At 56.9% G+C, this 22,640-nt stretch carries 23 protein-coding genes; 13 read left to right on the top strand and 10 right to left on the bottom strand.

What is annotated here, in order from left to right; all coding sequences use genetic code 11:
* Window positions 1-8: 8 nt before the first annotated feature.
* The gene (locus AC2D8O_RS00400) at window positions 9-884 is read left to right on the top strand and encodes a universal stress protein (RefSeq protein WP_484676798.1); all 876 of its coding nucleotides are present in this window, start codon (window positions 9-11) and stop codon (window positions 882-884) included.
* Here AC2D8O_RS00400 and AC2D8O_RS00395 read toward each other — a convergent pair.
* From AC2D8O_RS00395 to AC2D8O_RS00380, 4 genes are all read right to left on the bottom strand, one after another.
* Complete coding sequence (locus tag AC2D8O_RS00395; protein ID WP_484676797.1) at window positions 860-2,311, bottom strand: sensor histidine kinase; 1,452 nt, start codon at window positions 2,309-2,311, stop codon at window positions 860-862. The genes AC2D8O_RS00400 and AC2D8O_RS00395 overlap by 25 nt on opposite strands.
* Window positions 2,308-3,009, bottom strand: a complete 702-nt coding sequence (locus tag AC2D8O_RS00390; protein WP_484676796.1) for a response regulator transcription factor — start codon at window positions 3,007-3,009, stop codon at window positions 2,308-2,310. Before AC2D8O_RS00390 ends, AC2D8O_RS00395 begins: the two co-directional genes overlap by 4 nt.
* Window positions 3,010-3,091: 82 nt before the next feature.
* Complete coding sequence (locus AC2D8O_RS00385; protein ID WP_484676795.1) at window positions 3,092-3,385, bottom strand: hypothetical protein; 294 nt, start codon at window positions 3,383-3,385, stop codon at window positions 3,092-3,094.
* Window positions 3,386-3,472: 87 nt separating this feature from the next.
* Window positions 3,473-3,886 carry a hypothetical protein gene (locus AC2D8O_RS00380; protein WP_484676794.1) on the bottom strand — a complete coding sequence of 138 codons (414 nt, stop codon included), beginning with the start codon at window positions 3,884-3,886 and terminating at the stop codon, window positions 3,473-3,475.
* A gap of 274 nt (window positions 3,887-4,160) precedes the next feature.
* On the opposite strand from AC2D8O_RS00380, the gene AC2D8O_RS00375 reads away from it, so the two are divergent.
* Complete coding sequence (locus tag AC2D8O_RS00375) at window positions 4,161-5,513, top strand: Fic family protein (RefSeq protein ID WP_484676793.1); 1,353 nt, start codon at window positions 4,161-4,163, stop codon at window positions 5,511-5,513.
* A gap of 55 nt (window positions 5,514-5,568) precedes the next feature.
* Here AC2D8O_RS00375 and typA read toward each other — a convergent pair whose 3' ends face one another.
* A complete protein-coding gene (gene typA, locus AC2D8O_RS00370; protein ID WP_484676792.1) occupies window positions 5,569-7,371 on the bottom strand; it encodes a translational GTPase TypA in 1,803 nt (600 codons plus the stop codon).
* A gap of 277 nt (window positions 7,372-7,648) precedes the next feature.
* Here typA and AC2D8O_RS00365 point away from each other — a divergent pair, with 277 nt between their 5' ends.
* A complete protein-coding gene (locus AC2D8O_RS00365) occupies window positions 7,649-8,473 on the top strand; it encodes a TolB family protein (RefSeq protein WP_484676791.1) in 825 nt (274 codons plus the stop codon).
* A 9-nt stretch (window positions 8,474-8,482) separates the two neighbouring features.
* On the opposite strand, the gene AC2D8O_RS00360 is transcribed toward AC2D8O_RS00365, so the two are convergent.
* The 4 genes from AC2D8O_RS00360 to AC2D8O_RS00345 all read right to left on the bottom strand — a co-directional run bounded on the left by AC2D8O_RS00360 (window position 8,483) and on the right by AC2D8O_RS00345 (window position 11,912).
* Entirely contained in the window at window positions 8,483-8,899 is a 417-nt protein-coding gene (locus AC2D8O_RS00360; RefSeq protein WP_484676790.1) for a DUF2721 domain-containing protein, read from the bottom strand.
* A 96-nt stretch (window positions 8,900-8,995) separates the two neighbouring features.
* Window positions 8,996-9,883, bottom strand: a complete 888-nt coding sequence (locus tag AC2D8O_RS00355) for an SMP-30/gluconolactonase/LRE family protein (RefSeq protein WP_484676789.1) — start codon at window positions 9,881-9,883, stop codon at window positions 8,996-8,998.
* A gap of 128 nt (window positions 9,884-10,011) precedes the next feature.
* Window positions 10,012-10,890 carry an SMP-30/gluconolactonase/LRE family protein gene (locus AC2D8O_RS00350; RefSeq protein WP_484676788.1) on the bottom strand — a complete coding sequence of 293 codons (879 nt, stop codon included), beginning with the start codon at window positions 10,888-10,890 and terminating at the stop codon, window positions 10,012-10,014.
* A gap of 92 nt (window positions 10,891-10,982) precedes the next feature.
* Window positions 10,983-11,912, bottom strand: a complete 930-nt coding sequence (locus AC2D8O_RS00345; RefSeq protein WP_484676787.1) for an SMP-30/gluconolactonase/LRE family protein — start codon at window positions 11,910-11,912, stop codon at window positions 10,983-10,985.
* Between the two features lie 87 nt (window positions 11,913-11,999).
* Here AC2D8O_RS00345 and AC2D8O_RS00340 point away from each other — a divergent pair, with 87 nt between their 5' ends.
* Both AC2D8O_RS00340 and AC2D8O_RS00335 read left to right on the top strand, forming a co-directional pair.
* On the top strand, window positions 12,000-13,265 hold the full coding sequence (locus tag AC2D8O_RS00340; protein WP_484676786.1) for a competence/damage-inducible protein A: 1,266 nt from the start codon (window positions 12,000-12,002) through the stop codon (window positions 13,263-13,265).
* A gap of 198 nt (window positions 13,266-13,463) precedes the next feature.
* A complete protein-coding gene (locus AC2D8O_RS00335; protein WP_484676785.1) occupies window positions 13,464-14,900 on the top strand; it encodes a dihydrolipoamide acetyltransferase family protein in 1,437 nt (478 codons plus the stop codon).
* A 76-nt stretch (window positions 14,901-14,976) separates the two neighbouring features.
* On the opposite strand, the gene AC2D8O_RS00330 is transcribed toward AC2D8O_RS00335, so the two are convergent.
* Complete coding sequence (locus AC2D8O_RS00330) at window positions 14,977-16,929, bottom strand: OmpA family protein (RefSeq protein ID WP_484676784.1); 1,953 nt, start codon at window positions 16,927-16,929, stop codon at window positions 14,977-14,979.
* A gap of 134 nt (window positions 16,930-17,063) precedes the next feature.
* Between AC2D8O_RS00330 and AC2D8O_RS00325 the strand changes: the two genes are divergently transcribed.
* The 8 genes from AC2D8O_RS00325 (at window position 17,064) to atpF (ending at window position 22,638) form a co-directional block, all read left to right on the top strand.
* Window positions 17,064-17,411 (top strand): ArsR/SmtB family transcription factor, encoded by a 348-nt coding sequence (locus tag AC2D8O_RS00325; RefSeq protein WP_484676783.1) that lies wholly within the window; start codon window positions 17,064-17,066, stop codon window positions 17,409-17,411.
* 64 nt (window positions 17,412-17,475) lie between these two features.
* Window positions 17,476-18,315, top strand: a complete 840-nt coding sequence (locus AC2D8O_RS00320; RefSeq protein WP_484676782.1) for an arsenite methyltransferase — start codon at window positions 17,476-17,478, stop codon at window positions 18,313-18,315.
* Window positions 18,316-18,337: 22 nt separating this feature from the next.
* Entirely contained in the window at window positions 18,338-19,012 is a 675-nt protein-coding gene (locus AC2D8O_RS00315) for an arsenate reductase/protein-tyrosine-phosphatase family protein (protein WP_484676781.1), read from the top strand.
* 73 nt (window positions 19,013-19,085) lie between these two features.
* Complete coding sequence (gene arsB / locus AC2D8O_RS00310; RefSeq protein WP_484676780.1) at window positions 19,086-20,102, top strand: ACR3 family arsenite efflux transporter; 1,017 nt, start codon at window positions 19,086-19,088, stop codon at window positions 20,100-20,102.
* A 34-nt stretch (window positions 20,103-20,136) separates the two neighbouring features.
* Window positions 20,137-20,550, top strand: coding sequence for a hypothetical protein (locus tag AC2D8O_RS00305; RefSeq protein ID WP_484676779.1), 414 nt, complete (start codon window positions 20,137-20,139; stop codon window positions 20,548-20,550).
* Window positions 20,547-21,728, top strand: a complete 1,182-nt coding sequence (gene atpB, locus AC2D8O_RS00300) for a F0F1 ATP synthase subunit A (RefSeq protein ID WP_484676778.1) — start codon at window positions 20,547-20,549, stop codon at window positions 21,726-21,728. The genes AC2D8O_RS00305 and atpB overlap by 4 nt, the downstream gene beginning before the upstream one ends.
* Window positions 21,729-21,768: 40 nt before the next feature.
* Window positions 21,769-22,020: an ATP synthase F0 subunit C gene (locus AC2D8O_RS00295; protein ID WP_484676777.1), complete on the top strand. Its 252-nt coding sequence runs from the start codon at window positions 21,769-21,771 to the stop codon at window positions 22,018-22,020.
* Window positions 22,021-22,143: 123 nt separating this feature from the next.
* Window positions 22,144-22,638 (top strand): F0F1 ATP synthase subunit B, encoded by a 495-nt coding sequence (atpF, locus tag AC2D8O_RS00290; RefSeq protein ID WP_484676776.1) that lies wholly within the window; start codon window positions 22,144-22,146, stop codon window positions 22,636-22,638.
* Window positions 22,639-22,640 lie beyond the last annotated feature (2 nt).

The following is a 22,640-nucleotide window of genomic DNA, read 5'->3' as shown; positions in this document are numbered from 1 at the left end:
TATCAGTCATGCCATTCCGCATCCTCATCCCCGTCGATTTTTCCGAGCACGACGAAGTGCTCTTCCGGGCCGCACGCCTCTTTCTCTCCGAGTCCGACGCCACTGCCGTCCAGCTTCTCCACGTAGTACAGCCCGAGGGTCTTGCCGCAGGTAATCTGGCGATGGAGCCAGGGCTCGACCCTGCCACCGTCTCCGTCCTGCGGAACAATGCCGAAGCCGCCATGGCCGATCGCGCTGCACATCCCTTGCTTGAGGGGATGGAGTGTTCCACGCGGCTCCTGCCCGAAACTCGTGCTTCCCTCGCCGAGCAGATCTCCATCTACGCCGCCCAGGAAGGCTTTAACCTCGTGCTGGCACTGAGCAAGCACCGTGCAGGCGTCGAGCGTTTTCTCGAAAGCACCGAGCTCATGCGCATCATCCGCAAGGTCAATGTGCCCATCCTCTGTGTCAGCCCCGGCAAGGTGCCGCGTATCCAGCGCATCCTCTTCGCCACCGATTTGGGCGAGGAAGCGGCTTCAGTAGTAGTAGACCTCGCTCCTATTGCCCGTCGTCTCGGCGCTGACATCACCTTGGCGCGCGTAAGCACCCGCCGCGGCTTCCAGACTACCCGCGAGTTCCGCTCCGACGTACGCGAGTTCCGCGAGGCCGTTATGCTCGCCGACCCCGAACTCTCGCCCCTCCTCGGCGAGTGCATCAATTACTACGACGACGAACTGGCCAAAGGTATCGTCCATTGTGCCGAAGACCACCTGGCCGACCTCATTGTTCTGGCAACGCATGGTCGTACCGGCCTCAGTCTGCTGTTTGGCGGCTCAGTAACCGAAGACGTTGTAGAACGCGCCCGGCTCCCGGTGCTTGTTTACCGGCTCCCAGAGGCCGACTGAGTCCCTTCACTCTGCTCCACCTTCGACTCCGGCAGCGTGAAGGCAAAGCCGCTGCCGGTGCCTTCTTCGCTCCATACTTCCAGCCGGCTCTCATGCGCCGTCAGGATGCTGTCTACTACGGCCAGCCCCAGCCCCGTGCCTCCAATGCCATCGCGGTCGCGCACGCGGGCGGTATCGGCCCGGTAAAAGCGGTCGGTAATGCGGGGCAGGTGGTCTGCGGCAATGCCCAGTCCGGTGTCTTCTACTTCAAACCGGTAGCCCCCTTCTACAGCAAATCCTTTCAGGGTTATCCGCCCCCGTTCGGTGTACTTCACCGCGTTGGACAGCAGGTTGTCCAGCACCTGCTCCAGTTTGTGGGGGTCGGCAAAAATGGTGTGTGATGCTACGGTATCTTCCAGCACCAGACCTTTGCGTGCCGCCAGCTCGGCATATACGGGCACTATACGGTCTGCCACCTGCCTGGCGTCTACCAGCCTGCGCAGCACAAACAGCGGGTCGGCATCGGCCCGTTGCAGGGTCATCAGGTCGTTGAACAGTCTGCTGATGCGTTGAAGCTGGGCCTGTGCCGTGGCATGGTGCCTCGCCCGCTTTTCTTCGTCCAGACCGGGTAGCTGCACCATCTCCAGACTGGCCAGAACGGTGTGCAGCGGGTTGCGTATCTCGTGCGCAATGTCTGCATAGAACTGCCGCTGCCGGTCGTTGGTCCGGCGCAGTTCGTCGTTCAGCCGGCTCAGACGCTCGTTGTCGGCCAGTAGAGTGCGCGCCATCTGGCTCAGGCTCTGCGCCAGTTCGCCAAACTCGTCTTTCCGATTCAGGTGTATTTCCCGCTTCAGGTCGCCGCCGGCAATGGCTTTGGCCGTGGTGCTAAGTTCAATAATAGGTTTGGTCAGGCGCCGCGCCACCTGGGTGCTCACTACCACTACGATGGCAATACTCAGAAACATACCCGAGTAGATAATCCACCGGATGGTGCGTATCACGGCATACAGCTCTTCCACCGGCCGGTGTATTACCAGTGTGTCAAAGTGGTTGGCGTTGGCGGGCAGTTGCAGCGCCACATACACCGATCCATTGGCCTCCATCTCCACAGGGTCAAACGGTGCCAGGCGGCGGAGTGAGTCGGGCAGGGTGGCAGGCAGCGGTTGGTTGTCGGTTGCCAGTACAGGCTTTTCGTTCCGCAGCACCGCCAGCTGATAGCGTTCCGTGGCGCTGTACAGCCGCTGAAATTCCATCTGCATCGCAGTGCTGTCCAGCTTGGGCAGTGCCACAAAGCTCTGGGCCAGCAATTGCCCATCCCGTTTCATTTCACGCTTTCCTTCCCGTATCAGAAAGTTGCGGATGATGAGGATGTTGTAGCTGCTGATGGCCGTCACCCCCACCACAATCAGCAGGATGAACGTCCAGCTCAGGCGTACGCGGATACTCATGACTGCGGATTGGGGTCAAGGCCATACCCTACGCCGCGCACCGTCCTGATGAGGTCGGCCGCTTCGCCCAGTTTCAGGCGCAGATTTTTGATATGCACGTCCACAGTTCGCTCCAGTACACCGATGTCGTCCTGTAGGGCGGTTTCCAGCAGTTCGGCTCGCGAGAACACGCGTGTTGGGTGTCGCGCCAGCCACAGCAGCAGTTGATATTCCGATGCCGTGAGGTCCAGGCGTCGTTCGCCGACCCAGGCTTCGTGGCTGTCTGGATATAGCCGCAGACTCCCGGCTGTCAGCACATCAGGGGTGCGGGGTGTGCGGCGCCGTAGCAGATTGCGTACCCGAGCCAGCACCAGCGACAGGCCCGCGGGCTTGGCTATGTAGTCGTCGGCCCCTGCCGAGAGTCCTTGTATTTCGTCCTGCTCCTGGTCTTTCGCTGTAAGGAACAGCACCGGGATGTCTGCCGAATGAGGGTTGCTGCGAATATGCCCCAGCACTTGGCGGCCATCCAGCCCAGGCACCATGATGTCCAGTATGGCCAGGTCCAGCTGACCTGCCAGCTGTGGCAGCAGCTGCACGGCCTGTAGGCCATTGGCTGCATGTGTCACCCGGTAGCCATTCAGTCGCAGGTATTCAGCCAATAATTCGGCTGCTTCGGTCTCGTCTTCCAGCAATAGAATCAGCGGGGCTTCGGTGGCCATGGTGCTAAGTTACGCGCGGGGTAAAACAAAAACGCCCCACTCAGGCGGGGCGTTCACACACACACGTCCTAACATCCATTTCTTATCGGTAGTAGCCGTAGCGGCGCGGGGCGCAGTAAGGGCGTGGAGCCACTACTACTGCCCGGCGGGGCGGAGCCACTACCACTACATGGCGGCGGGGGGGCGCCACTACCACTACTGGCCTGCGATGCGGGCGGGGATGGCCATGGTAGACCGGGCGAGGATGGTGCACCACTACCACCGGTGCGCGACGGCCTGCCGGATAGCGATCATAGTGTTGTGCCTGAACTGGGAGGGCAGCGGCGGCCAGCAGTATCAGGGCAAGGCTGGCGAAGAGAGCTCGGTAGGTTTTCATGGTTCCTTCTGGTTTGTTTCCAGTAGGATGCCCCACCGCCACGCAGGTTTAAGCCTGCCGCTGAGATTTTTCGCTTTGTGCTGAAAATCAGTCTATCAGCGCCAGAAATCGTTTCGTCAGCTCTCGGTCCATTGCGTCCAGATATTTCTTCTCTGACGCATCAATGCCGTCTTCTTCCATTACGGTTTCCAGCATCTCCATCAGGCTTGTTACCTGACTGCGGCGTACACGTACCCGTTGCAGAAAACGGTCGAACAGATGCAGGCCTTCCCCCATGTGCTGGTCGGGGTGCCAGTCTTGCAGTGAGGCATCGCGGCGCAGCTCTTCCAGATGGCTGATAATCAGCGTGAAACTGCAAGGAAGCTCGTCCTTGTATTCCTGCGACAGATACAGCATCTTCTCTTCTTCTGCCGCTGTAATCACCCCGTCTGCTTTCATCAGGCCCAGGAAGAAGTGTGCCATGGCTTCTGCGGCTAGCTCTTCTGTCGAAATCGGGGGCATGAACGGGAGAGTTAGTGTGAGTTTCAGCCACAAGATAACGCCTTTTCCACGCTTTGGGCACTTCCCTCTTTTGTCTGGCGTATCTACTAATTTTATATGAATTAGTAGGTTTTAGTTTTTCTTCCAATCGGTTCTTGCCACCACCGTCCTGTAATGGCTTTTAAGGCCTCACAAAACTACTAATTATATATCAATTAGTAGTTTTTATAAAGCAGGGCCTTGGAGTCGCGGTTCTTATCTACTAATTTTATATCAATTAGTAGATTTTATAACGATGGCTTTCGAGCGCCCCCCTTTTTACAGCCTGGAGCAGGGTATGGAGATTCTGTCGGAAACGCCTGAACTGCGGCAGTCGGCCCCCTTTCTGAACAACGATTATCCATACTGGAGCAAGTTCAAGCAGAAGTACAAAGCCGATGCACGGAAATGGGGGCTCACGCCGGCACAGCTCTGGCAGGGCCTGAAGGCGGTGCGCGAGATGTCGCCTCAGTGGCAGTATGCCCTGCACGAAGGCAACCATACCACGCACTTTCGACTATCGGTCAGTCTGCCACAGCTGGCCCAGCGGCTTCACTTGCTCGACCGAAACCTGGGCCGCCTTGATGCACTGGGGCAGCACCACGATGCACGCAAGCTGGAGCTCAACGCCGTTATGGAAGAGGCCATTGCCTCCAGCCAGATAGAAGGTGCCACTACCACCCGCCTGCAGGCCAAGGAACTGTTGCGGGCAAACCGGAAGCCACGAAACGAGAGCGAACGAATGGTGCTGAACAACTATCTGGGGATGAACTATATCGTCAGCATCTGTCATGAGCCACTCACGCTGAAGGCTATCATGGAGCTGCACCGCATCCTTACCCGCGAAACCCTGCCGCCGGTGCAGGCAGGACGGTTGCGCACCTCAAACGAGGTCGTCGTAATGGATGCCGTTACAGGCGATGTTGTGCATCGGCCCCCAGACTTTCAGGCGCTTCCACAGCTGATGGAGCAGCTCATCGCTTTCGCCAACGAAGGCTACGACAACCCCGAAAGCTTTCTACACCCGTTCCTGCGGGCTGCAGTACTCCATTTCTTCATTGGATACATTCACCCGTTCCAGGATGGCAATGGCCGCACGGCGCGGGCACTGTTCTATTGGTGCCTGCTGCACAATGGCTATCCGCTTATCGAGTACATGCCAATTTCCCGGCTCATTCTCAACAAGAAGGGCCAGTACCGCGATGCCTACCTTCATACCGAATTTGACCAGAACGACCTCACTTACTTCTGTCTCTTCAAGCTCGATGTTGTAGAGCAGGCCTACCGCGAGCTCCTGGCCTATCTCGACCGCAAGCGCGAGGAGCGCGAGCAGTATGGGCAGCTCATTCGCCAGACGCAGTTCAACCTGCGCCAGACGGCCCTCCTGGCCGACCTCCTGGACCACAAGCACCGTGGCGGGCTCGGCTACCGCGAGTATGCCACTATGCAGGCTGTAGTCTATCAAACCGCCCGCACTGACCTCATGGCGCTGGCCGAGGCTGGGCTGTTACAGGTCAAGCGAAAGGGCAAACAGGACCTCTATTTCCCCGCAGACGACTTCGAGGCCAAGCTCCGCAAACTGGTGCCGGGCATCGACAAACTCCGCTGAAAACAGAAGCGGCTCCACACCGGGAGCCGCTTTCTTCTTCTACACGCAGAGAGTATTAACCCTTGCGGCTGTACTTCTTGCGCTCCGACTCGTCCAGAATCGTCTTGCGCAGGCGGATCGACAGCGGTGTTACTTCTACCAGCTCGTCGCCCTCGATGTATTCCAGATTCTGCTCCAGGCTCATGCGGATGGGCGGGGGCAGCGTAACGGCTTCGTCAGAGCCCGAGGCGCGGACGTTCGTCAGCTGCTTTGTCTTCTGCACGTTTACTACCATGTCCTCGCTGCGGTTGGTCTTGCCAATCACCTGGCCAGCGTATACATCCGGGCCAGCTTCGATGAAGAACTCGGCACGCTCCGACAACTGCCACATGGCGTAGGCGCTTGAGGGGCCTGTGCCCTTAGAGATGAGCACACCGTGTGTACGGCCGGGGATATCGCCTTTCTTCGGCTGGTATTCGTGGAAGCGGTGAGCCATGATGGCCTCGCCGCTGGTAGCGGTCAGTACATCCGAACGCAGACCAATCAGGCCACGCGAGGGCACGAAGAACTCCAGGTGCTGAAGGTCGCCCTTGGGCTCCATCACCGTCAGTTCGCCTTTGCGGATTGACACCATCTGGATGACCGAACCTGCCGATTCTTCCGGCACGTCTACCACCAGGTGTTCAATCGGCTCGCACAGTACCCCGTCAATCTCTTTATACAGTACCTGCGGCTGGCCTACGGCAAACTCGTAGCCTTCGCGGCGCATGGTCTCAATCAGTACGGCGATATGCAGTACGCCACGGCCATATACCAGAAAGCTGTCGGCGCTGTCGGTTTCGTGAACGCGCAGGGCCAGGTTCTTTTCCGTCTCCTTGAACAGACGATCGCGCAGGTGGCGCGAAGTCACATACTTACCTTCCTTACCGAAGAAAGGCGAGTTGTTGATGGTGAACATCATCGAGATCGTCGGCTCGTCCACCGAAATGGCGGGCAGAGCCTCGGGGTTCTCGGCGTCGGCAATGGTGTCGCCAATCTCAAAGCTGTCAATGCCTACTACGGCGCAGATGTCGCCGGCACGGGCTTCGGTTGCCTTGTATTTGCCCATGCCGTCAAAGAGGTAAATCTCCTTGATGCGGTGCTTTTCAGTTACGCCGTCGCGCTTCATCAGCGTAACGGGCATGTTTTCCTTGATGGTGCCACGATATACCCGACCGATAGCGATGCGGCCAACGTAGGTCGAGTAGTCCAGCGAGGCCACCTGCATTTGCACGCCACCGTCCACGTAGGGCGACTCCGGCACGTGCTGCAGAATCACGTCCAGCAGATAGGTGATGTCTTCCGTCTTCTTGTTGTAGTCGTCCGACATCCAGCCGTGCTTGCCCGAACCGTAGACCACCGGGAAGTCCAGCTGTTCTTCGTTGGCATCCAGTGCAATCAGCAGGTCCAGTACCTTGTCCAGCGTTTCATCGGGGCGGCAGTTTGGCTTGTCTACCTTGTTGATCAGCACAATCGGGCGCAGGCCCAGCTGAATGGCTTTCTGTGTCACGAAGCGGGTCTGTGGCATGGGGCCTTCGAAGGCATCCACCAGCAGTACCACGCCGTCGGCCATACGGAGTACGCGCTCTACCTCGCCACCGAAGTCGGCGTGGCCGGGCGTATCCAGAATGTTGATTTTGACGCCCTTGTACAGAATAGCGGCGTTCTTGGCGGTGATGGTAATCCCGCGCTCGCGTTCCAGGTCGCCACTGTCCATGATCAGCTCGCCTACGCTTTGGTTGTCGCGGAACAGGTTGCCGGCGTGCAGCATCTTGTCCACCAGCGTGGTTTTGCCGTGGTCTACGTGTGCGATGATCGCAATGTTACGGATGGGCGTCATGGTCAATGAATTGGGCTCAGGCCCAGCAGTTGAAAATCAGGGCGCAAAGTTAATGGGTTCCTGCGGATTAACCCCTATGTCTCACCGCCTTTACCGAGAAATAACATGGCCGAACACCTATCAACAGTTTGTGAATTGACCCCTTGTTAACAAGCGTATCTGCCTTTCTCCTGCACTTTTGGGCACTCACTCACTTCTGTTTTCCATGTTTCGGAGCCTCACTCTCACACTCACATTTGTAGTAGCTGCGCTAAATATTTCCGCTCAGAGACCAGAAATGGTTGGCCAGGGCATCGTTTCCACCAACGACGTCTTTGGCAATGCCCTTACCCCCGACGGCAGTCAACTTATCTTCGTCAAAGCGGCCAACCAGCGCAGTACGCTGGAACTCTGGACCGCCAATTGGGACGGCAAGCAATGGGCAGCGCCGACTCGCCTGCCTTGGACCCTCGATGGCGACATCGATCCCTCCGTTTCCCCTGATGGCAGGACGCTGCTCTTCAACCGCCGCCGTCTTCTCGCAGATGGTCGCAGGCAGGTGGATATATGGGCGGCTTCCTGGGATGCGGCCTCCAATACTTGGGTGAACCCTCAGCCTGTTCCAGGCCCCATCAATACAGATTCCTCTGAAGTTTATCCGTCTATTGACGCCCAAGGCAACCTCTACTTCCAGTCCAGCCGCCCCGGCAGCTTCGGCCAGAGCGACCTTTACTTCGCCCGGAAAACGGCCAATGGCTTTGCCGAACCCGAAAACCTTGGCTCGGTTGTCAATTCCAGACATTTCGAGGGAAATCCCTACATCGGCAGCAATGGCCGCTACCTTCTCTTCTGGCGCGCCGATATCACCGATCGTGTCACTCCTTCTCGGCTGTTTATTTCCTATCGCCGAAATGGCCAATGGTCAGTCCCAGAACAGGTGAAGATTGAAGCCCCCACAGGCGGAAGCCTCTTCTGCCCAATGGTAGACGAACGTCGCGGCTGGCTTTATTTTTCCGAAGTATTGTGGCCTACCGAAGGCCCCCGCAAACCTATTCACGAGAATATCTACCGGGTGCGGCTGTCGTCGCTCGGGCTCGACCTCAAGACGATGGGGCTGGAATAATCTGGCTTCTCATATATGGATGGACGGGTCGTCTTCCGACAGAATCTCGTCCATCTGCGCTTTCAGTGCCACAATCGAGATCTGCGTTTCGTAGAGCGACAGCCCCAGCGATACCAGCAGCAGCAGCGTGCTCACGAAAAACGTGACGCCACCCAGCCATTGCAGGTCCTGATACAGCATCAGCATGGCGGCTACCGCCAGCAGGAAGCTCAATATGCCTAACAGTTGCATGCTGCGGATGATGAGCAGGCGCCGGTGCAGGTTATGGATCTGCACCATCAGAAACTTCCGATGGTGCTCTCGATACTGGCTCAGCAGATGGCGCATGAGCTGCGCAATGGCCAGATAGCGGTTGGTGTAGGCCAGCAGAATCAGACTGATGGCCGGGAAGAGGAGGGCCGGTGAGGCAGCAGTTAAGGTTTCCACTGTACGAAGCCGGGGAGGCGACGCAAAGATACAGCGCGCTGTCATACAAAACAGCCGCCCTTATGAGGCGGCTGTTTTGTATGCGATATATTGCCCTTAATAAATGGTAATACCGTAAACCTGATTGTAATTGTTGGAGGTAATGCTGTCTATTGTCGAGCCCTCACGTATTTTCAAGTAGTAAATGGCCACGCTGCTTTTATAATTACCCAGATAGAGCCGTTTTTTGTCGGGGTCGAAAGCAAGCGAGTACAGATATTTGGCTGGCAGAGCATTTGTTATCTGACGCATGGACGTCCCGTCCATGTTTATTTGGTAGAGTCCACTACCGTCATTGGCAAAGTAGATAACCTTGTTTTCTTCATCCAGTGCGATTGCGGAAATCTCATCCAGATTCGTGTCGGTAGAGATCATAAGGGGTGTGCCCGATCCATCCGCATTTCCTTTCCAGATTTTGCCATCGGGGGTTGCCCAGTATAGTGTATTGCCCGCGCTGTTAATTGCCAGGGCATATCCTGGATGCGATGGTGACATGGTAAACATGGTGTCTACCGTAGTAGAGCCAACAGTTCCTTTTGTAATCCATCCTTGTGTCTCAGTAAAAGACAGAAACCAGTAATCACCTTTACCATTAGTAGCAATTCCACCCGCTATGCTGCCTATTTGAGGAGTAGTGCTCTTGCTCATTATAAATGTGCGATGGTGGCCTGGTGTTCTTTCCAGTGTAAATAGACTGTCCCGTGTATTGCCAATGACTAACAGTTTTTTGCTAAGTGCATCGAGGGCAATCCCCTCCGGATCTTGCATGCCTGTCTGCAGCGTATCTACTTTGCCGCCATTTTCTGAAATGCGGAAAACCCTGCCACCATCATCCGTCCAGTAGACGTAGCCCTCAGGCGTGGGGTCGGCTTTTACTTCATCTTTTTCACAGCCAGCCATCAGCAGGCCCATGCCCAGCATCAGTAAAGTCAGTTTCAGTTTCATGCCACGAACATGTTGAAACCGCATCGCTTTCGTCTGGTACGAATCCGTCCTTAAGATTTGTTGACATCAGAAAAGCACAACAGCCACCCTTTTCAGATGGCTGTTGTGCTCAATCACTAGTATACTACTCAGTACACAGTAATACCGTAAACCTGATTGTATCGATTAGTAGTAATACTGTCAATAACGGTTCCTTGTGCTGGTTTTAAATAGTAAATGGCAACGTTACTTCTATGACTGCCAAGATAAAGGCGTTCTTTGTCAGAGTCCAAGAAAAGTGAGTACAGGTGCTTGGCAGGCAATTCACCAGACAAGAGATTCATCCCTGTGCCATCCATATTCATACTATGCACTCCGGTACCATTATTTGCAAAATAAATTCGCTTTCTCTTTTCATCCAGGGCAATGGCTGAAATTTCGCCCAGACTGGCATCGGAAAATATAACAGTAGGTGTCCCGGTACCATCGGCATTTCCTTTCCAGATTTTCCCATCTGAGGTCGCCCAATAGAGGGTTGTGCCATCTCTGTTAATGGCCAACGCATAGCCGGCATGATTCAGCCCTATGTGATGCATGGTATCCACTATCGTGCTACCAACTGTGCCTTTTGTTATCCAACTGCTGTTGGATAACATCCAGAAGTTGCCTTTGCCATTGCAGACAATGCCCCCACCAATGGCGCCAATTTCTGGATTTGTGCTTTTAGCTAACAGGAGTGTCCGCCGATTGCCAGGTGTTCTCTGAAGCGTAAATAGGCTGTCGTTTCGGTTCTCTATCACCAGCAGCTTTTTGCTGGCAGCATCCATGGCAATTCCTTCAGGGTCGACTATCCCAGACTGTAGGGTGTCTACTCGTCCGCCATTTTCCGATACCCGGAATACATGGCCGAAGTCATCTGTCCAGTATACATATCCCTCAGGTGTGGGGTCGGCTTTTACTTCATCTTTTTCACAGCCAGCCATCAGCAGACCCATGCCCAGCATCAGTAAAGTCAGTTTCAGTTTCATGCCACGAACATGTTGAAACCGGCGCTTTTTTGTCTGGTAGAAAACTGCCCTTATGATTTCTTCACGCTCTGGAGCGCAAGTTTCCGCCCTGCTTAGTACACGGCAATACCTAATGAACGTCCGTAAACCGGCAGTGTTAAACTTTCCAGTTGAGCACCCGGCAGTGCTTCGATATAATGTATCGCTTTTGCACTTGAACCTGAAGTCATGTAAATTCTTTTTTTGGCAGACCCATAGGCAATATCCCTTATATCCATACCTGCTGTATTGAATATCTCCTGCAAATTAGTGCCATCCATATTTATGCTGGAAATAATCTCGTCTCTTGATAAAAATATCAATCGCTGGTTTACTTCATCTATTGTCATGGAGACTATGTCTGTATCATATATTATATCGCAGACAAGTCGCGAGGTTCCACTGCCATCACTGTTGATTTCATGAATTCTTTGCCGAATGGAACTATATCTATGCCGACTTGCAAAATATAGTTTTGTTCCTGCATAATTGGATACTAATGTTCCATCGTGAATATTGTCATCTGGTAAATACTCAGGATTTAATATTCTCACAGGATTGGTATTTTTTATGTTATATTTTGTGATATAAACGCCAAGCTCCATTTCGTTGGATGCGTAGGAAGTTACCCAAAAGTCGCCTTCTTTTCCCGCAGTTATCCCGGAATGAAATCCTATTACTGCGGGACTGCTGTATTCATCTATCAACTGCCGGTGGTCGTCAGTTGTCGTCAGTGAAGCTTGTGTAATAAAGTGGGGTGCCCCATGCGAATGCATAATCAACAGCTGTTGGTTATCTCTTGCGAGCGCCAGCCGCTCTGGCCCATCCAAGCCGCTGTGCAGTGTATCAACCTTTCCTCCATTCTCCGACACACGATACACATATCCACGGATGTCGGTCCAATACACGAACCCTTTTGGGGTAGCTTCTGGCGATACACTATCGCCGCAGGCCACGAGTAGCAGACAGGAGAGAAGAGTTAGAACGGCGAACTTGATATTCATAAGGCGAACTTATAAAATCTTGACTCTTTTCTGCTTGCTGCTGCCGCACCCTTTTGCCCTTTTTGGCGTTCCTCGCTAAACTGCACTATGCCCCAGGCCGAACTCATTTCCGTAGGCAACGAACTCCTCAATGGCCGGATCGCCGACACCAACGCCCAGTGGCTGGGTCGCCAGCTTACAGCTCTGGGCATACCCCTGGCACGCGTCTCCGTTGTGCCAGACGACCGTTCTGTTATGCGCCAGGCCCTTGAGGACGCCCTCAATCGTTCAGAAGTCGTTATGTTCAGCGGCGGCCTGGGCCCCACCGACGACGATTTCACCAAGCCGGTGCTCACCGACTTTTTCGGAGGCACGCTCGTGCTGCACCAACCCACTCTCGCACATCTTGAGGCTCTGCTCGCCGCACGCGGCCGCACCCTCAACGAGCGAAACCGCGGTCAGGCCATTCAGCCCAACAACGCCAACATCCTCTCCAATGACGTCGGCACTGCTCCCGGCCTTCATTTCACCACCAGCTGGAAGGGTATAGAGCGCCATGTCTTTGCCTTCCCAGGTGTGCCGTATGAGCAGCAGCATCTCCTGAAAGTACACGTACTGCCGTTTCTGGCACAGCAGTACGACATGGGCTGCATCCTCCAGCATACCCTGCGCACTGCCGCCATACCCGAGAGCGAACTCGCTACTCAACTCGAAGCCATTGAGCGCAGCCTCCCGCCCGAACTGTTCCTGGCATATAACCCGGGGCTGCTCAATGTTGACCTTCGGCTGACACTCCGCTGCACCCGCGCCGATCAGCCCAGGCTCGAGCCCCGCTTTCACAGCACTCTCCAGCAGATGCGCGACCTCCTCGGACACGGCATCTATGGAGAACAGGACGAAACCCTGGCCTTTGCAGTGGGCAGGCTTCTGAAACAGAAAGGGTGGACCATCGCTACCGCCGAAAGCTGCACAGGCGGCGGGGTAGGGGCAGCCATTGTCTCGGTGCCCGGGTCTTCTGCGTATTACAGAGGCGGTGTGGTGGCCTATGCCAATGAAGTGAAGCAGGCCCAGTTGGGTGTCACCGCCGAAACGCTGGCTTCTCATGGGGCAGTGTCTCAGCCCACCGCAGAGCAGATGGCCGTGGGTGTTGCACGATTGATTTCCACCGATGTTGGTATCTCCACCACAGGTATTGCCGGGCCCGACGGTGGTACTCCTGAAAAGCCTGTGGGACTGGTCTGGGTGGGAATACATACACCAGAGGGTACTCTGGCCCGCAGCTTCCGTTTTGAAAGTGGCCCCACCAGCCGCGAGCGCAATCTCCAACGCTCCATCATGGCGGCCCTGGCCCTTCTGTACCGCAAATTGGCCTGACCACGCCTGCCTTTCACCCTGATGGCCACCCTGATTGTTTCTGGAAACCGGTTTCATAGCCGTGAAGCACCCTCTTGGGAGTCGCTAACCACGGCAACCCCTCCAATCCCCTCCGAGCCGCAGGGATTCTTTCGTACTTTTGCGCCTCACGCAGGTCAACTTCCTGTTTAATCCCCTCAACCTCAACAACCATACGCAATGGCCCGTATCGACCTGATCATGCCCAAGATGGGCGAGAGCATCATGGAGGCGACCATTATCCGCTGGGTGAAGAAGCCGGGCGACCGGATCCAGGCTGACGAAACCGTGCTCGAGATCGCGACTGACAAGGTTGACTCCGAAGTGCCCTCCCCTGCCAGCGGCGTCCTGGCCGAAGTCCGCTTCAAGGAAGGCGACGTGGTGCCTGTGGGTGAGGTCATTGCCGTCATTGATACCGAGGCTGCCACTGGCGCTGCTCCTGCTGCCAGCACACCGGCCCCAGCTGCTGCCCCTGTTTCGGCTCCTGCCGCTACAGCACCCGCCGAAACCGGCCGTGCCGAAGCCCTCTCGGCTTCTCACCAGAGCAACATGGCTGCTACCATTCTGGGCGAGCCCCAGGGCGGCCGTTTCTACAGTCCCCTTGTCCTGAACATCGCCCAGCAGGAAGGCATCTCCATGGATGTCCTCTCCCGCATTCCCGGCACTGGCTCCGAGGGCCGTGTTACCAAGAAAGACATCCTCGACTACGTTGCCCAGGTCAAGTCGGGCAAGGTAGCTGCCCCTGCGGCACAGTCTGCTCCTGCCGCTACGGTTTCGGCCCCCGTCATGGAGCGTCCCATGCCCAGCGTCAGCGCCCCTGTCGAAACCCCCAAGGCTGCTGCTTCGGCTTCCACCAGTGTTTCGGGTTCTGTTCCCGGCATCAAGCCCAAGTCCTTCAGCATCTCCGGCGAATACGACGTCGTGGAAATGGACCGCATGCGCAAGATGATCGCCGAGAACATGGTGTACTCCAAGCATGTGTCGCCCCACGTTACCTCCTTCGTCGAGGCCGACGTCACCAATATCGTCCTGTGGCGCGAGCGCAACAAAGCGGCTTTCGAAAAGAAGTACGGCGAGAAGCTCACCTTCACCCCCATCTTCATGGAGGCTGTGGCCCGTGCCCTCCGCGACTACCCCATGGTGAACGTGGCTGTTGATGGCGATCGCATTCTCGTGCGCAAGGACATCAACGTAGGCATGGCCGTGGCCCTGCCTTCTGGCAACCTCATCGTGCCCGTCATCAAGCGCGCCGACTCCATGAACCTCGCCGGGCTGGCCAAGGCCGTCAACGACCTGTCAAACCGCGCCCGCAACAACAAGCTCACCCCTGACGACCTCGAGGGCGGTACCTATACCCTCAGCAACGTGGGCACCTTCGGCAACGTGATGGGTACCCCCATCATTCTGCAGCCGCAGTGCGCCATCCTCGCTGTGGGTGCCATCCGCAAGAAGCCTGCCGTGCTCGAAACCCCCTCGGGCGATGTCATCGCCGTGCGCCACATGATGTTCCTCTCCCACAGCTACGACCACCGTGTCATCGACGGCTCGCTGGGTGGCGCTTTCGTTCGCCGCGTCGCCGACTACCTCGAAGGCTTTGCCCTCGAACACGAAGTCTAGTCCCCTTCAGGATAGCCATACCCAAACGGGCTGCCACTGGCAGCCCGTTTTCATTTGTGGGCGTGTCTTGTGCGCCCTACAGAATCCGTATCTCCACTCGGCGGTTCAGCAGGCGCCCTTCTTCCGTGCTGGGGTCGGCAATGGGGTTGCTCCCGCCAAAGCCCTTCGCCTCCAGTCGGGTGGGGTTGATGCCGTGCAGTTGCAGCCACGACTTCACTGCCTCCGCCCGGTACCGCGACAGCTGTAGCTCGGCGTCGCCTTGGCCCACGCCATCCGTGTGGCCGTAGATGCCCACCCGCAGGCTTGGGTTTTCCTGTAGAAACAGCAGCAGCAGGTTCAGCGATTGCGTGCTGGCGGCCTTCAGCGCCGACTTTCCCTCGTCGAAGTACAGGTCATACAGGTTTATCGAACTGTCCTTCGCGATCGGGCTCAGTTCTATATCCAGCCGTATCTGCGTGCCCAGCTGGTCGGGCGCAAACCGCAACGGCTGCGAATACAGCATAAAGCCCCGCGCCACAGCCGCCACCGACAGGTCGTTGTACCGCGTCAGCAGAAACTGGTACGGGTCGCCCCCGGCTTTCATCTTCACGCTCCGGATGGGGTTGTGCGTCGCCTGGTCCATCAGCGTAATCTCGGCATCCAGTGTTTTGCCAGTCGCCTTGTCTGACACATAGCCCAGCAGCACGGTGGGTGGGGGCGTTACCACGGGCTTGGGTTTGCTGGGGTCTATGGGGTCGGTGGCGCAGGCTACCCACAGGTCGTTGCCGCCGTAGGTGGTCACTTCCAGCAGGTCCACGTCGTTGCCGCCGGCCTGTCCTGCCACAATGTACTGGCCTTCTGGCGCTTCCAGCACACTGAAAAACTCGTCGTTCTGGAACGTTCCCATCGACTTCTGCCACACTACGCCGCCCTGCTGGTCCAGCTTCAGCAGCCAGCCGTCAAATACGCCTTTGAACTCCGTGCGTAGCCCGTCGCGCGAGCGCGCCATGCCCGTCACTAGCAGGTGCCCGTCTTTGGTTGCGCTGATGGCGTTGGCGCCTTCGTCGCCGCGGCCGCCATAGTTCCGGCTCCAGGTCAGTTTCCCGGTGGTTTCTATCTGTATCACCCAAAGGTCGCCTTCTCCCAGTGCGCCTTTCACATCGCCGTCAATGGAGAAGGTCGTTCCTGCTATGTAGAGCTTTCCATTCAGGCCCTGGGCTATGCTGTGCGCCTCGTCATTGCCACTGCCGCCATAGGCCGCTGACCATATGATGCTGCCGTCTGGCTGTGTTTGAAACGCCCATACATCCACTTTGCCGTGCAGGTTCGGCACTTCCACGCCCGACTGATCCGCCGTAGCCACAAACACCAGTTTGCCATCGGGCAGGGCCACCGCGGCCTGTATGGCTTCGTTGCCGGGGCTGCCATAGGTCCGGTCCCACAGCAGGTTGCCATTCGGATCCAGTTTCAGCACCCAGGCGTCTATTCCGCCTTTGTTGCGTTTCACATCGCCCCCCAGCGACCCTGTTTCGCCCGCCACCAGAAAGTTGCCATCCGGCAGCAGTAGCAGCACTTTGGCTTCGTCGTTACCAGGCCCGCCAAAGGCCTTCTCCCACTTTATTTCGCCTAATGCATCTGTGCGAACCACATATATGTCGCGGCCCCCGTGCGTCAGGCCAGGGCTCTGGGTATAGCCTGCGAAAAGAAAACCGCCATCGGGCAGCACACGCACTACTTTTGCCACATCATGGTCGCTGCCGCCATAGGTGCGGTGCCACAGCACGTCGCCGTCCAGGTTCAGCTTCACCAGCCAGGCGTCAAAGTCCAGCCCCTCGCGGTGCTGCAGCATACCGTCGTTGCTGCGTGTAGCCCCAGCGGTTATCACCAGATTGCCCGGCAGGTTTTGCAGGTGGTAGGCCACGTCTGTCGCCGATCCGCCTGCCGCCGTCTGCCACCGTACGGGGATGGGCCCACCACGCTGGGCGCTGGTAGAAGGTATGTTCAGCAGGGAGGCCGCCCCCAGCAGGGCAATGACAGTCAGTAGGCGCATGCGCATCATGCCGCAATATCCTTGCCAGCACCCAGATTGCCCAATTCGATTTTTAAATCGTTGATATACAGCTTTTTATTACTTTTTTACGCTTTCATATCGTATAATTACGATAAACGATATATGTTTGTGGCATGGCAGTCACGAAGAAAGAAGCATTCACCCCAGAAGCTCAGCAACTGGCCGATTGGTGCAAGGCCCTTGGCCATCCCGCACGCATCGCCATCCTGCTGGAACTGGCCAAGCGCAATGCCTGCGTCTGTGGCGAAATTGTCGAAGTGCTGCCGCTGGCACAGGCCACTGTGTCGCAGCACCTCAAAGCCCTCAAGGATGCTGGCCTCGTACAAGGCACCGTAGAAGGCAAAAACACCTGCTACTGCATCAATCCTGAGGTTTTCGCTGCGTTTCAGTCGGCCCTCGCACCCTTCATGCAGACCTGCTGCACTCCTGCAGAAAGCGCTAAAGACGCCTCCTGCTGCTGATTCAACCGCACTCACTCACTCACTCACTCACACTCATTTTCACTCACCTCAATTTCCACTCACCATGAACACCGACCAGGCCCTCAAAGACATCGTACGCGAGAAGTACAGCCAGATTGCCCTGCAGGATAAAGACGCCAACGCGGCCAGTTGCTGCGGCGCTACTGGCTGCTCCACCGAGGTCTACAACATCATGGCCGAAGACTACACCACTCAGGAAGGCTATGTGCAGGACGCCGACCTTGGGCTCGGCTGCGGCATACCCACCCAGTTTGCGGGCCTGCAACCCGGCCAGACAGTTCTTGACCTCGGCAGCGGTGCCGGCAACGACGCCTTCGTGGCCCGCCGCACCGTCGGTGAGTCCGGCAAGGTTATCGGCGTGGACTTCACCCCTGCCATGATCGACAAGGCCCGCGACAATGCCGAGAAGCTGGGCTACAACAACGTCGAGTTTCGCCAGGGCGACATCGAGGCCCTGCCCATCGGCCCCAATCGCATCGACGTCATCTTGTCCAACTGCGTCCTCAACCTCGTCCCTAACAAGCGGCAGGCCTTCGCCGAGATGCTTCGGGTCCTCAAGCCCGGCGCGCACTTCTGTGTCTCCGATATCGTCTTGGGCGCGCCGCTTCCCGAAGAAATGAAGCAGGTAGCCGAGCTCTACGCTGGCTGCGTCTCGGGTGCCATTCTGGAAAAGGACTACCTGTCACTGCTCCACGAAGTTGGCTTCGATCGCATCGAGGTTGTCAAGCGCCGTGTTATCGAAGTGCCCCGCGACATCCTCGAGCAGTATCTGCCCAAGCCACAGGTTGACGCCTACTTTGCCACACCCGAGCCCATTCTCAGTATTACCGTCAAGGGTTGGAAGAAGGGCGAAGCGTGTGCTCCCGGTTCTGGCTGCTGCTGACCCCCCCCATACCTTTATATATATGGTGACGCTTCTCTTCCCTCTACTGATGTTGGCTACCCCCCCTGCCGATTCTCTGCCTCAGGCACAGTGGCTTCTACAGGCCCGAAAGTCTGTTACGCTCTCGCCCGAGCGGCAGCAGTCCCTCGACCTGTTGGCCAGTCATATCCTGCGCCTGAGCAAGGAGAGGGGGGAGGCCCGCGTACTGTTTGTCTGTACGCACAACTCGCGCCGAAGCCAGCTGTCCGAGGTGCTTATGTTGGCGGCCGCGAAGTATCACAGGGTATCCGGCATCTCTACGGCCAGTGCAGGAACCGAAGCCACAGCCTTCAACGAGCGGGCGGTGGCTGCACTCAACCGCGCGGGCTTCTCGGTTGCGCCCACTGACACCAAGCGCGAGAACGGAGGCCCGGTCTATCAGCTGCAACTGCCAAGCCTGCCGCCACAGCAGATGTACAGCAAGGTCATCGCTGATGCCGTAGCCGACGGAAAGCCCTTTGTCGCAGTTATGGTCTGCTCCGAGGCCGATGCCGCCTGCCCGGCGGTGCCCGGTGCCTTTGCACGCATTGCCCTGCCCTTCGTAGACCCCAAGGTCGCCGACGGTACCCCCGACGAGGCCCAGACCTACGACCTCCGCACGCGCCAGATTGCCGGTGAACTCATGTACGTCATTGAGCAAGTGGCCGCGGGCATGTAACCTGTCTCTTCTTTCCATTTCCACCGCCCGGTGCCATTCGTGGTGCCGGGCTTTTTTAAAAAGGACATCTGGTATGCAGCATCGACTTTCCTTTACCGACCGCTATCTGTCGCTCTGGATTGTCCTGGCAATGGCGCTTGGTCTGGTATTGGGCTTAATGGCCCCAAAGTTACTGCACAATCTGCCATTTGGGACCATTGCAGGCATACAGGCCCCACTGGCGCTGGGCCTCATGCTCATGCTGCTCCCGCCCTTCCTCAGGGTTCGCTTTGCCGAACTGTCTTCTGTTTTCCATTCCGGCCGTATACTCCTGACCAGTCTCTTTCTCAACTGGCTGGTGGGCCCACTGCTGATGGTCTCGCTCGCAATGCTCTTTGTTGGCGACAGTCCAGAACTTTACACAGGGCTCATTTTCATCGGTATGGCACGATGCATCGCGATGGTGATCGTTTGGACACAACTCGCCAATGGCGATAACAACCTGGCGGCGGCGCTGGTTGCGCTCAACAGTCTGTTTCAGCTGGTCGTTTACGGTCTCTTTACATGGCTGTTTGCCACATGGCTGCCCGCCACTCTCGGCATGCAGGCCCTGCAGGTCTCGGTCACTTTCCAGACCATTGCCGTGGCCACCGCTGTTTTCCTGGGTATTCCTTTCGCCGCCGGCCTGCTCATAGGCGCTATTGGCAGGAAAGCGCTGGGAGATGCCGCCTATGTGCGCCGTATTGCGGCACCTTTGGCACCCATCACCTTGTGGGCACTGCTTTTTACCATCGTATGGATGTTCAGCCTGAAAGCGCAGTACTTGGTTGAGGTCCCCCTTCTGGCGCTTCGGGTGGCCATACCCCTCCTTCTGTACTTCGTCCTCATGTTTGCTGCCAGTTGGTGGCTCAGCCGCCGCCTGCATTTTGGCCGTCCTCAGGTTGTGGCGCTGGCCTTCACTGCTGCCAGCAACAATTTTGAGTTGGCAATTGCTGCTGCCGTCGCAGTTTTTGGCATTGCGTCGCAGGTTGCATTTGCAGCGGTCATCGGCCCGCTTGTCGAGGTGCCTGTCATGCTGGCGCTGGTCGCAGTAGCCAATCGCCTGCGGTAATTCCCACTTGCACCCTTTCCCCTACCTTTGCGCCATGATTACCGCCCGCCAGTTTCTCCTCTGGCTTCTGCTGTTCCTTGCGGTGGCCCTGGCTGCTGTCTGGTTTGGATACCTATATATTAAGGCAGCCCCCATTCAGGCACGCACCATCTCCCTCATCGGGGTGGTCTACGCCGCCGCACTCACTTGGCTGGCCTTCGTCCTCAACAACCGCGCCCTCACCAAAAACCCCCGGCAGTTTACCACCGCCATTCTCAGCGCCAGTTTGTTGAAACTATTTTTAAGTATCGCTTTCGTGGGCATTATAGCCCTTACGAACATTGAATACGCCATTCCATTCGTCGTTTGCTACTTTTCCGCTTATCTTCTTTTTACGGTTTTTGAAGTGTGGACACTGCTTCATAACTTGCGGGCCGTTTCAAAAAAACCGCGTTTTCCAGCTTCATGAACCCCGCCAAGACGCAGATTTCCGCACGTTTCGCAGCAGTTCTCGCTTTTCTGCTGTCGGTGTTGATAACTCCTGCAAAGGCTCAGGAAAGCGCATCCCATACGCCGACCGCCGCCGACTCCGCAGCCATTCAGATGCCCGCACCCGAGCATCTGCAACATGCCGAAGCCCACGGCGAGGGCAAGCTCGACGTCAAGGAGCTTCTCTTCGGTCACATCCTCGACAGCCACGAGTGGCACATTACTGACATCCCTGCCGCCTGGACCGGCGGGCATCATCCTGCGCCCGTGGCCATCCACCTCCCCTACATTATGTACCACAGCGTACGGGGTCTCGAGGTGTTCTCCATCCACGGCCACTCTCTGGAAGAAAAGACTGCCAGTGCTGCTGAGCACGGCTATGCTATTGACAAATACGGAAACGTCAAGCCGCTCAACCAGAACGAGTCTGCCATCGACTTCTCCATCACCAAGTCGGTGCTCCAGATGATCATCGTGGCAATTGTGCTCTTCATCGTGCTGCTGGCAGTGCGCCGCGGCTATGAGCGCAACTCCGGAAAGGCTCCCAAAGGCATCCAGAGCCTTTTCGAGCCTATCATCGTCTTCGTTCGCGACGACATCGCCAAGCCCAACATGCACGGTAAGCACGAGAAATACGTGCCCTACCTGCTCACGCTGTTCTTCTTCATCTGGTTCTCCAACCTCTTCGGCCTCACGCCGTTCAACAGCAACATCGCTGGTAACATCAACTTTACCTGCGCGCTGGCCGTCCTCACCTTCATCATCGTACAGTTCAGCGGCACCAAAGATTACTGGGCTCACATCTTCTGGTATCCCGGTGTCAGCGTACCAATGAAGTTCATCATCCTGCCCATCGAATTCGTGGGGCTTTTCACCAAGCCCTTCTCGCTGATGGTGCGTCTTTTCGCCAACATCGTCGGTGGTCACTTCATGATCCTCGCCCTCGTTGGCCTCATCTTCATAATGAATGCAGGCTTTGGTGTGTTCGCTGCCGCTGGCATCGCACCCCTTAGCATTGCCTTCACCCTGATGATCATGGGCATCGAACTGCTCGTTGCAGTCATTCAGGCCTATGTGTTCACGCTCCTCACCTCCATCTTCATCGGGATGGCGCTGGAAGAGCACCACCACGACCACGGTCACGAACACGCCCACTGACCATCCCCAACCTAGTTTTCAATCCTTTTTTCATATTCCTATGACGCTCCTTCAAGCTGCTGCCGAAGCTACCACCAGCATCGGCCACCTGGGTGCCGCTATCGGCGCTGGCATCGTTGCCCTCGGCGCTGGTATGGGTATCGGTCGTATCGCTGGCAACTCTGCCGAGTCGATCGCCCGCCAACCCGAAGCTGCTGGTGACATCCGCGGCGTTGCCATCCTGACGGCTGTATTCATCGAGGGCGTTGCCCTGTTCGGTGAAGTAGTTTGTCTGCTCATCGCCGTTAAGTAAGGCGGTGCGCGTTGGCGCAAACGAAACTGCTGCACGGGCCAGACGGTTGGTCTGGCCCCGTACAGCAATCTCCCAAGCGTTACAGGAACTAGAAAAAGCATCATCCCGCGTTAGCGACCTGATATGGAACTCGTAACCCCCTCCTTTGGCCTGTTTTTCTGGACAGTCCTCATCTTCCTGACGTTCTTCTTCCTCGTGAAGAAGTTCGCATGGGGCCCCATCCTCACCGCCCTCAAAGAGCGTGAGAAGGGGATTGAAGATGCGCTCAGCCAGGCAGAAAAGGCCCGTGCCGAAATGGCACAGCTCACCAGCCAGAACGAGCAACTCCTCCTCGAGGCCCGCAATGAGCGCGCCGAGATTCTCGCTGAGGCAAACCGCATGAAGGACCGTATCCTCGCCGAAGCCAAGGAGCAGGCTGGCAAGGAGTATGCCCGCAAGGTGCAGGAAGCCGAACAGGCAGTTTACAATGCCAAGATGGCGGCCGTCACCGAAATCAAGAACATTGCCGGAAACCTGGCACTGGAAATCGCCCAGAAGCTCGTGCAGAAGGAGCTGAGCAAGGACGGCGAGCACCAGAAGCTCATCCAGCAGTCTATCAACGACCTCAAACTCAACTAAGG

Source organism: Pontibacter sp. T17, assembly GCF_057219875.1.
The sequence above is the reverse complement of the archived record's forward strand: the minus strand, read 5'-3'. Positions and strand labels throughout refer to the sequence as shown.

Coding starts and splice junctions, on each gene's coding strand:
- AC2D8O_RS00400 (WP_484676798.1), top strand. CDS start 9: ATGCCATTCCGCATCCTCATCCCCGTCGATTTTTCCGAGCACGACGAA.
- AC2D8O_RS00395 (WP_484676797.1), bottom strand. CDS start 2,311: ATGAGTATCCGCGTACGCCTGAGCTGGACGTTCATCCTGCTGATTGTG.
- AC2D8O_RS00390 (WP_484676796.1), bottom strand. CDS start 3,009: ATGGCCACCGAAGCCCCGCTGATTCTATTGCTGGAAGACGAGACCGAA.
- AC2D8O_RS00385 (WP_484676795.1), bottom strand. CDS start 3,385: ATGAAAACCTACCGAGCTCTCTTCGCCAGCCTTGCCCTGATACTGCTG.
- AC2D8O_RS00380 (WP_484676794.1), bottom strand. CDS start 3,886: ATGCCCCCGATTTCGACAGAAGAGCTAGCCGCAGAAGCCATGGCACAC.
- AC2D8O_RS00375 (WP_484676793.1), top strand. CDS start 4,161: ATGGCTTTCGAGCGCCCCCCTTTTTACAGCCTGGAGCAGGGTATGGAG.
- typA (WP_484676792.1), bottom strand. CDS start 7,371: ATGACGCCCATCCGTAACATTGCGATCATCGCACACGTAGACCACGGC.
- AC2D8O_RS00365 (WP_484676791.1), top strand. CDS start 7,649: ATGGTTGGCCAGGGCATCGTTTCCACCAACGACGTCTTTGGCAATGCC.
- AC2D8O_RS00355 (WP_484676789.1), bottom strand. CDS start 9,883: ATGAAACTGAAACTGACTTTACTGATGCTGGGCATGGGCCTGCTGATG.
- AC2D8O_RS00350 (WP_484676788.1), bottom strand. CDS start 10,890: ATGAAACTGAAACTGACTTTACTGATGCTGGGCATGGGTCTGCTGATG.
- AC2D8O_RS00345 (WP_484676787.1), bottom strand. CDS start 11,912: ATGAATATCAAGTTCGCCGTTCTAACTCTTCTCTCCTGTCTGCTACTC.
- AC2D8O_RS00340 (WP_484676786.1), top strand. CDS start 12,000: ATGCCCCAGGCCGAACTCATTTCCGTAGGCAACGAACTCCTCAATGGC.
- AC2D8O_RS00335 (WP_484676785.1), top strand. CDS start 13,464: ATGGCCCGTATCGACCTGATCATGCCCAAGATGGGCGAGAGCATCATG.
- AC2D8O_RS00330 (WP_484676784.1), bottom strand. CDS start 16,929: ATGCGCCTACTGACTGTCATTGCCCTGCTGGGGGCGGCCTCCCTGCTG.
- AC2D8O_RS00325 (WP_484676783.1), top strand. CDS start 17,064: ATGGCAGTCACGAAGAAAGAAGCATTCACCCCAGAAGCTCAGCAACTG.
- AC2D8O_RS00320 (WP_484676782.1), top strand. CDS start 17,476: ATGAACACCGACCAGGCCCTCAAAGACATCGTACGCGAGAAGTACAGC.
- AC2D8O_RS00315 (WP_484676781.1), top strand. CDS start 18,338: ATGGTGACGCTTCTCTTCCCTCTACTGATGTTGGCTACCCCCCCTGCC.
- arsB (WP_484676780.1), top strand. CDS start 19,086: ATGCAGCATCGACTTTCCTTTACCGACCGCTATCTGTCGCTCTGGATT.
- AC2D8O_RS00305 (WP_484676779.1), top strand. CDS start 20,137: ATGATTACCGCCCGCCAGTTTCTCCTCTGGCTTCTGCTGTTCCTTGCG.
- atpB (WP_484676778.1), top strand. CDS start 20,547: ATGAACCCCGCCAAGACGCAGATTTCCGCACGTTTCGCAGCAGTTCTC.
- AC2D8O_RS00295 (WP_484676777.1), top strand. CDS start 21,769: ATGACGCTCCTTCAAGCTGCTGCCGAAGCTACCACCAGCATCGGCCAC.
- atpF (WP_484676776.1), top strand. CDS start 22,144: ATGGAACTCGTAACCCCCTCCTTTGGCCTGTTTTTCTGGACAGTCCTC.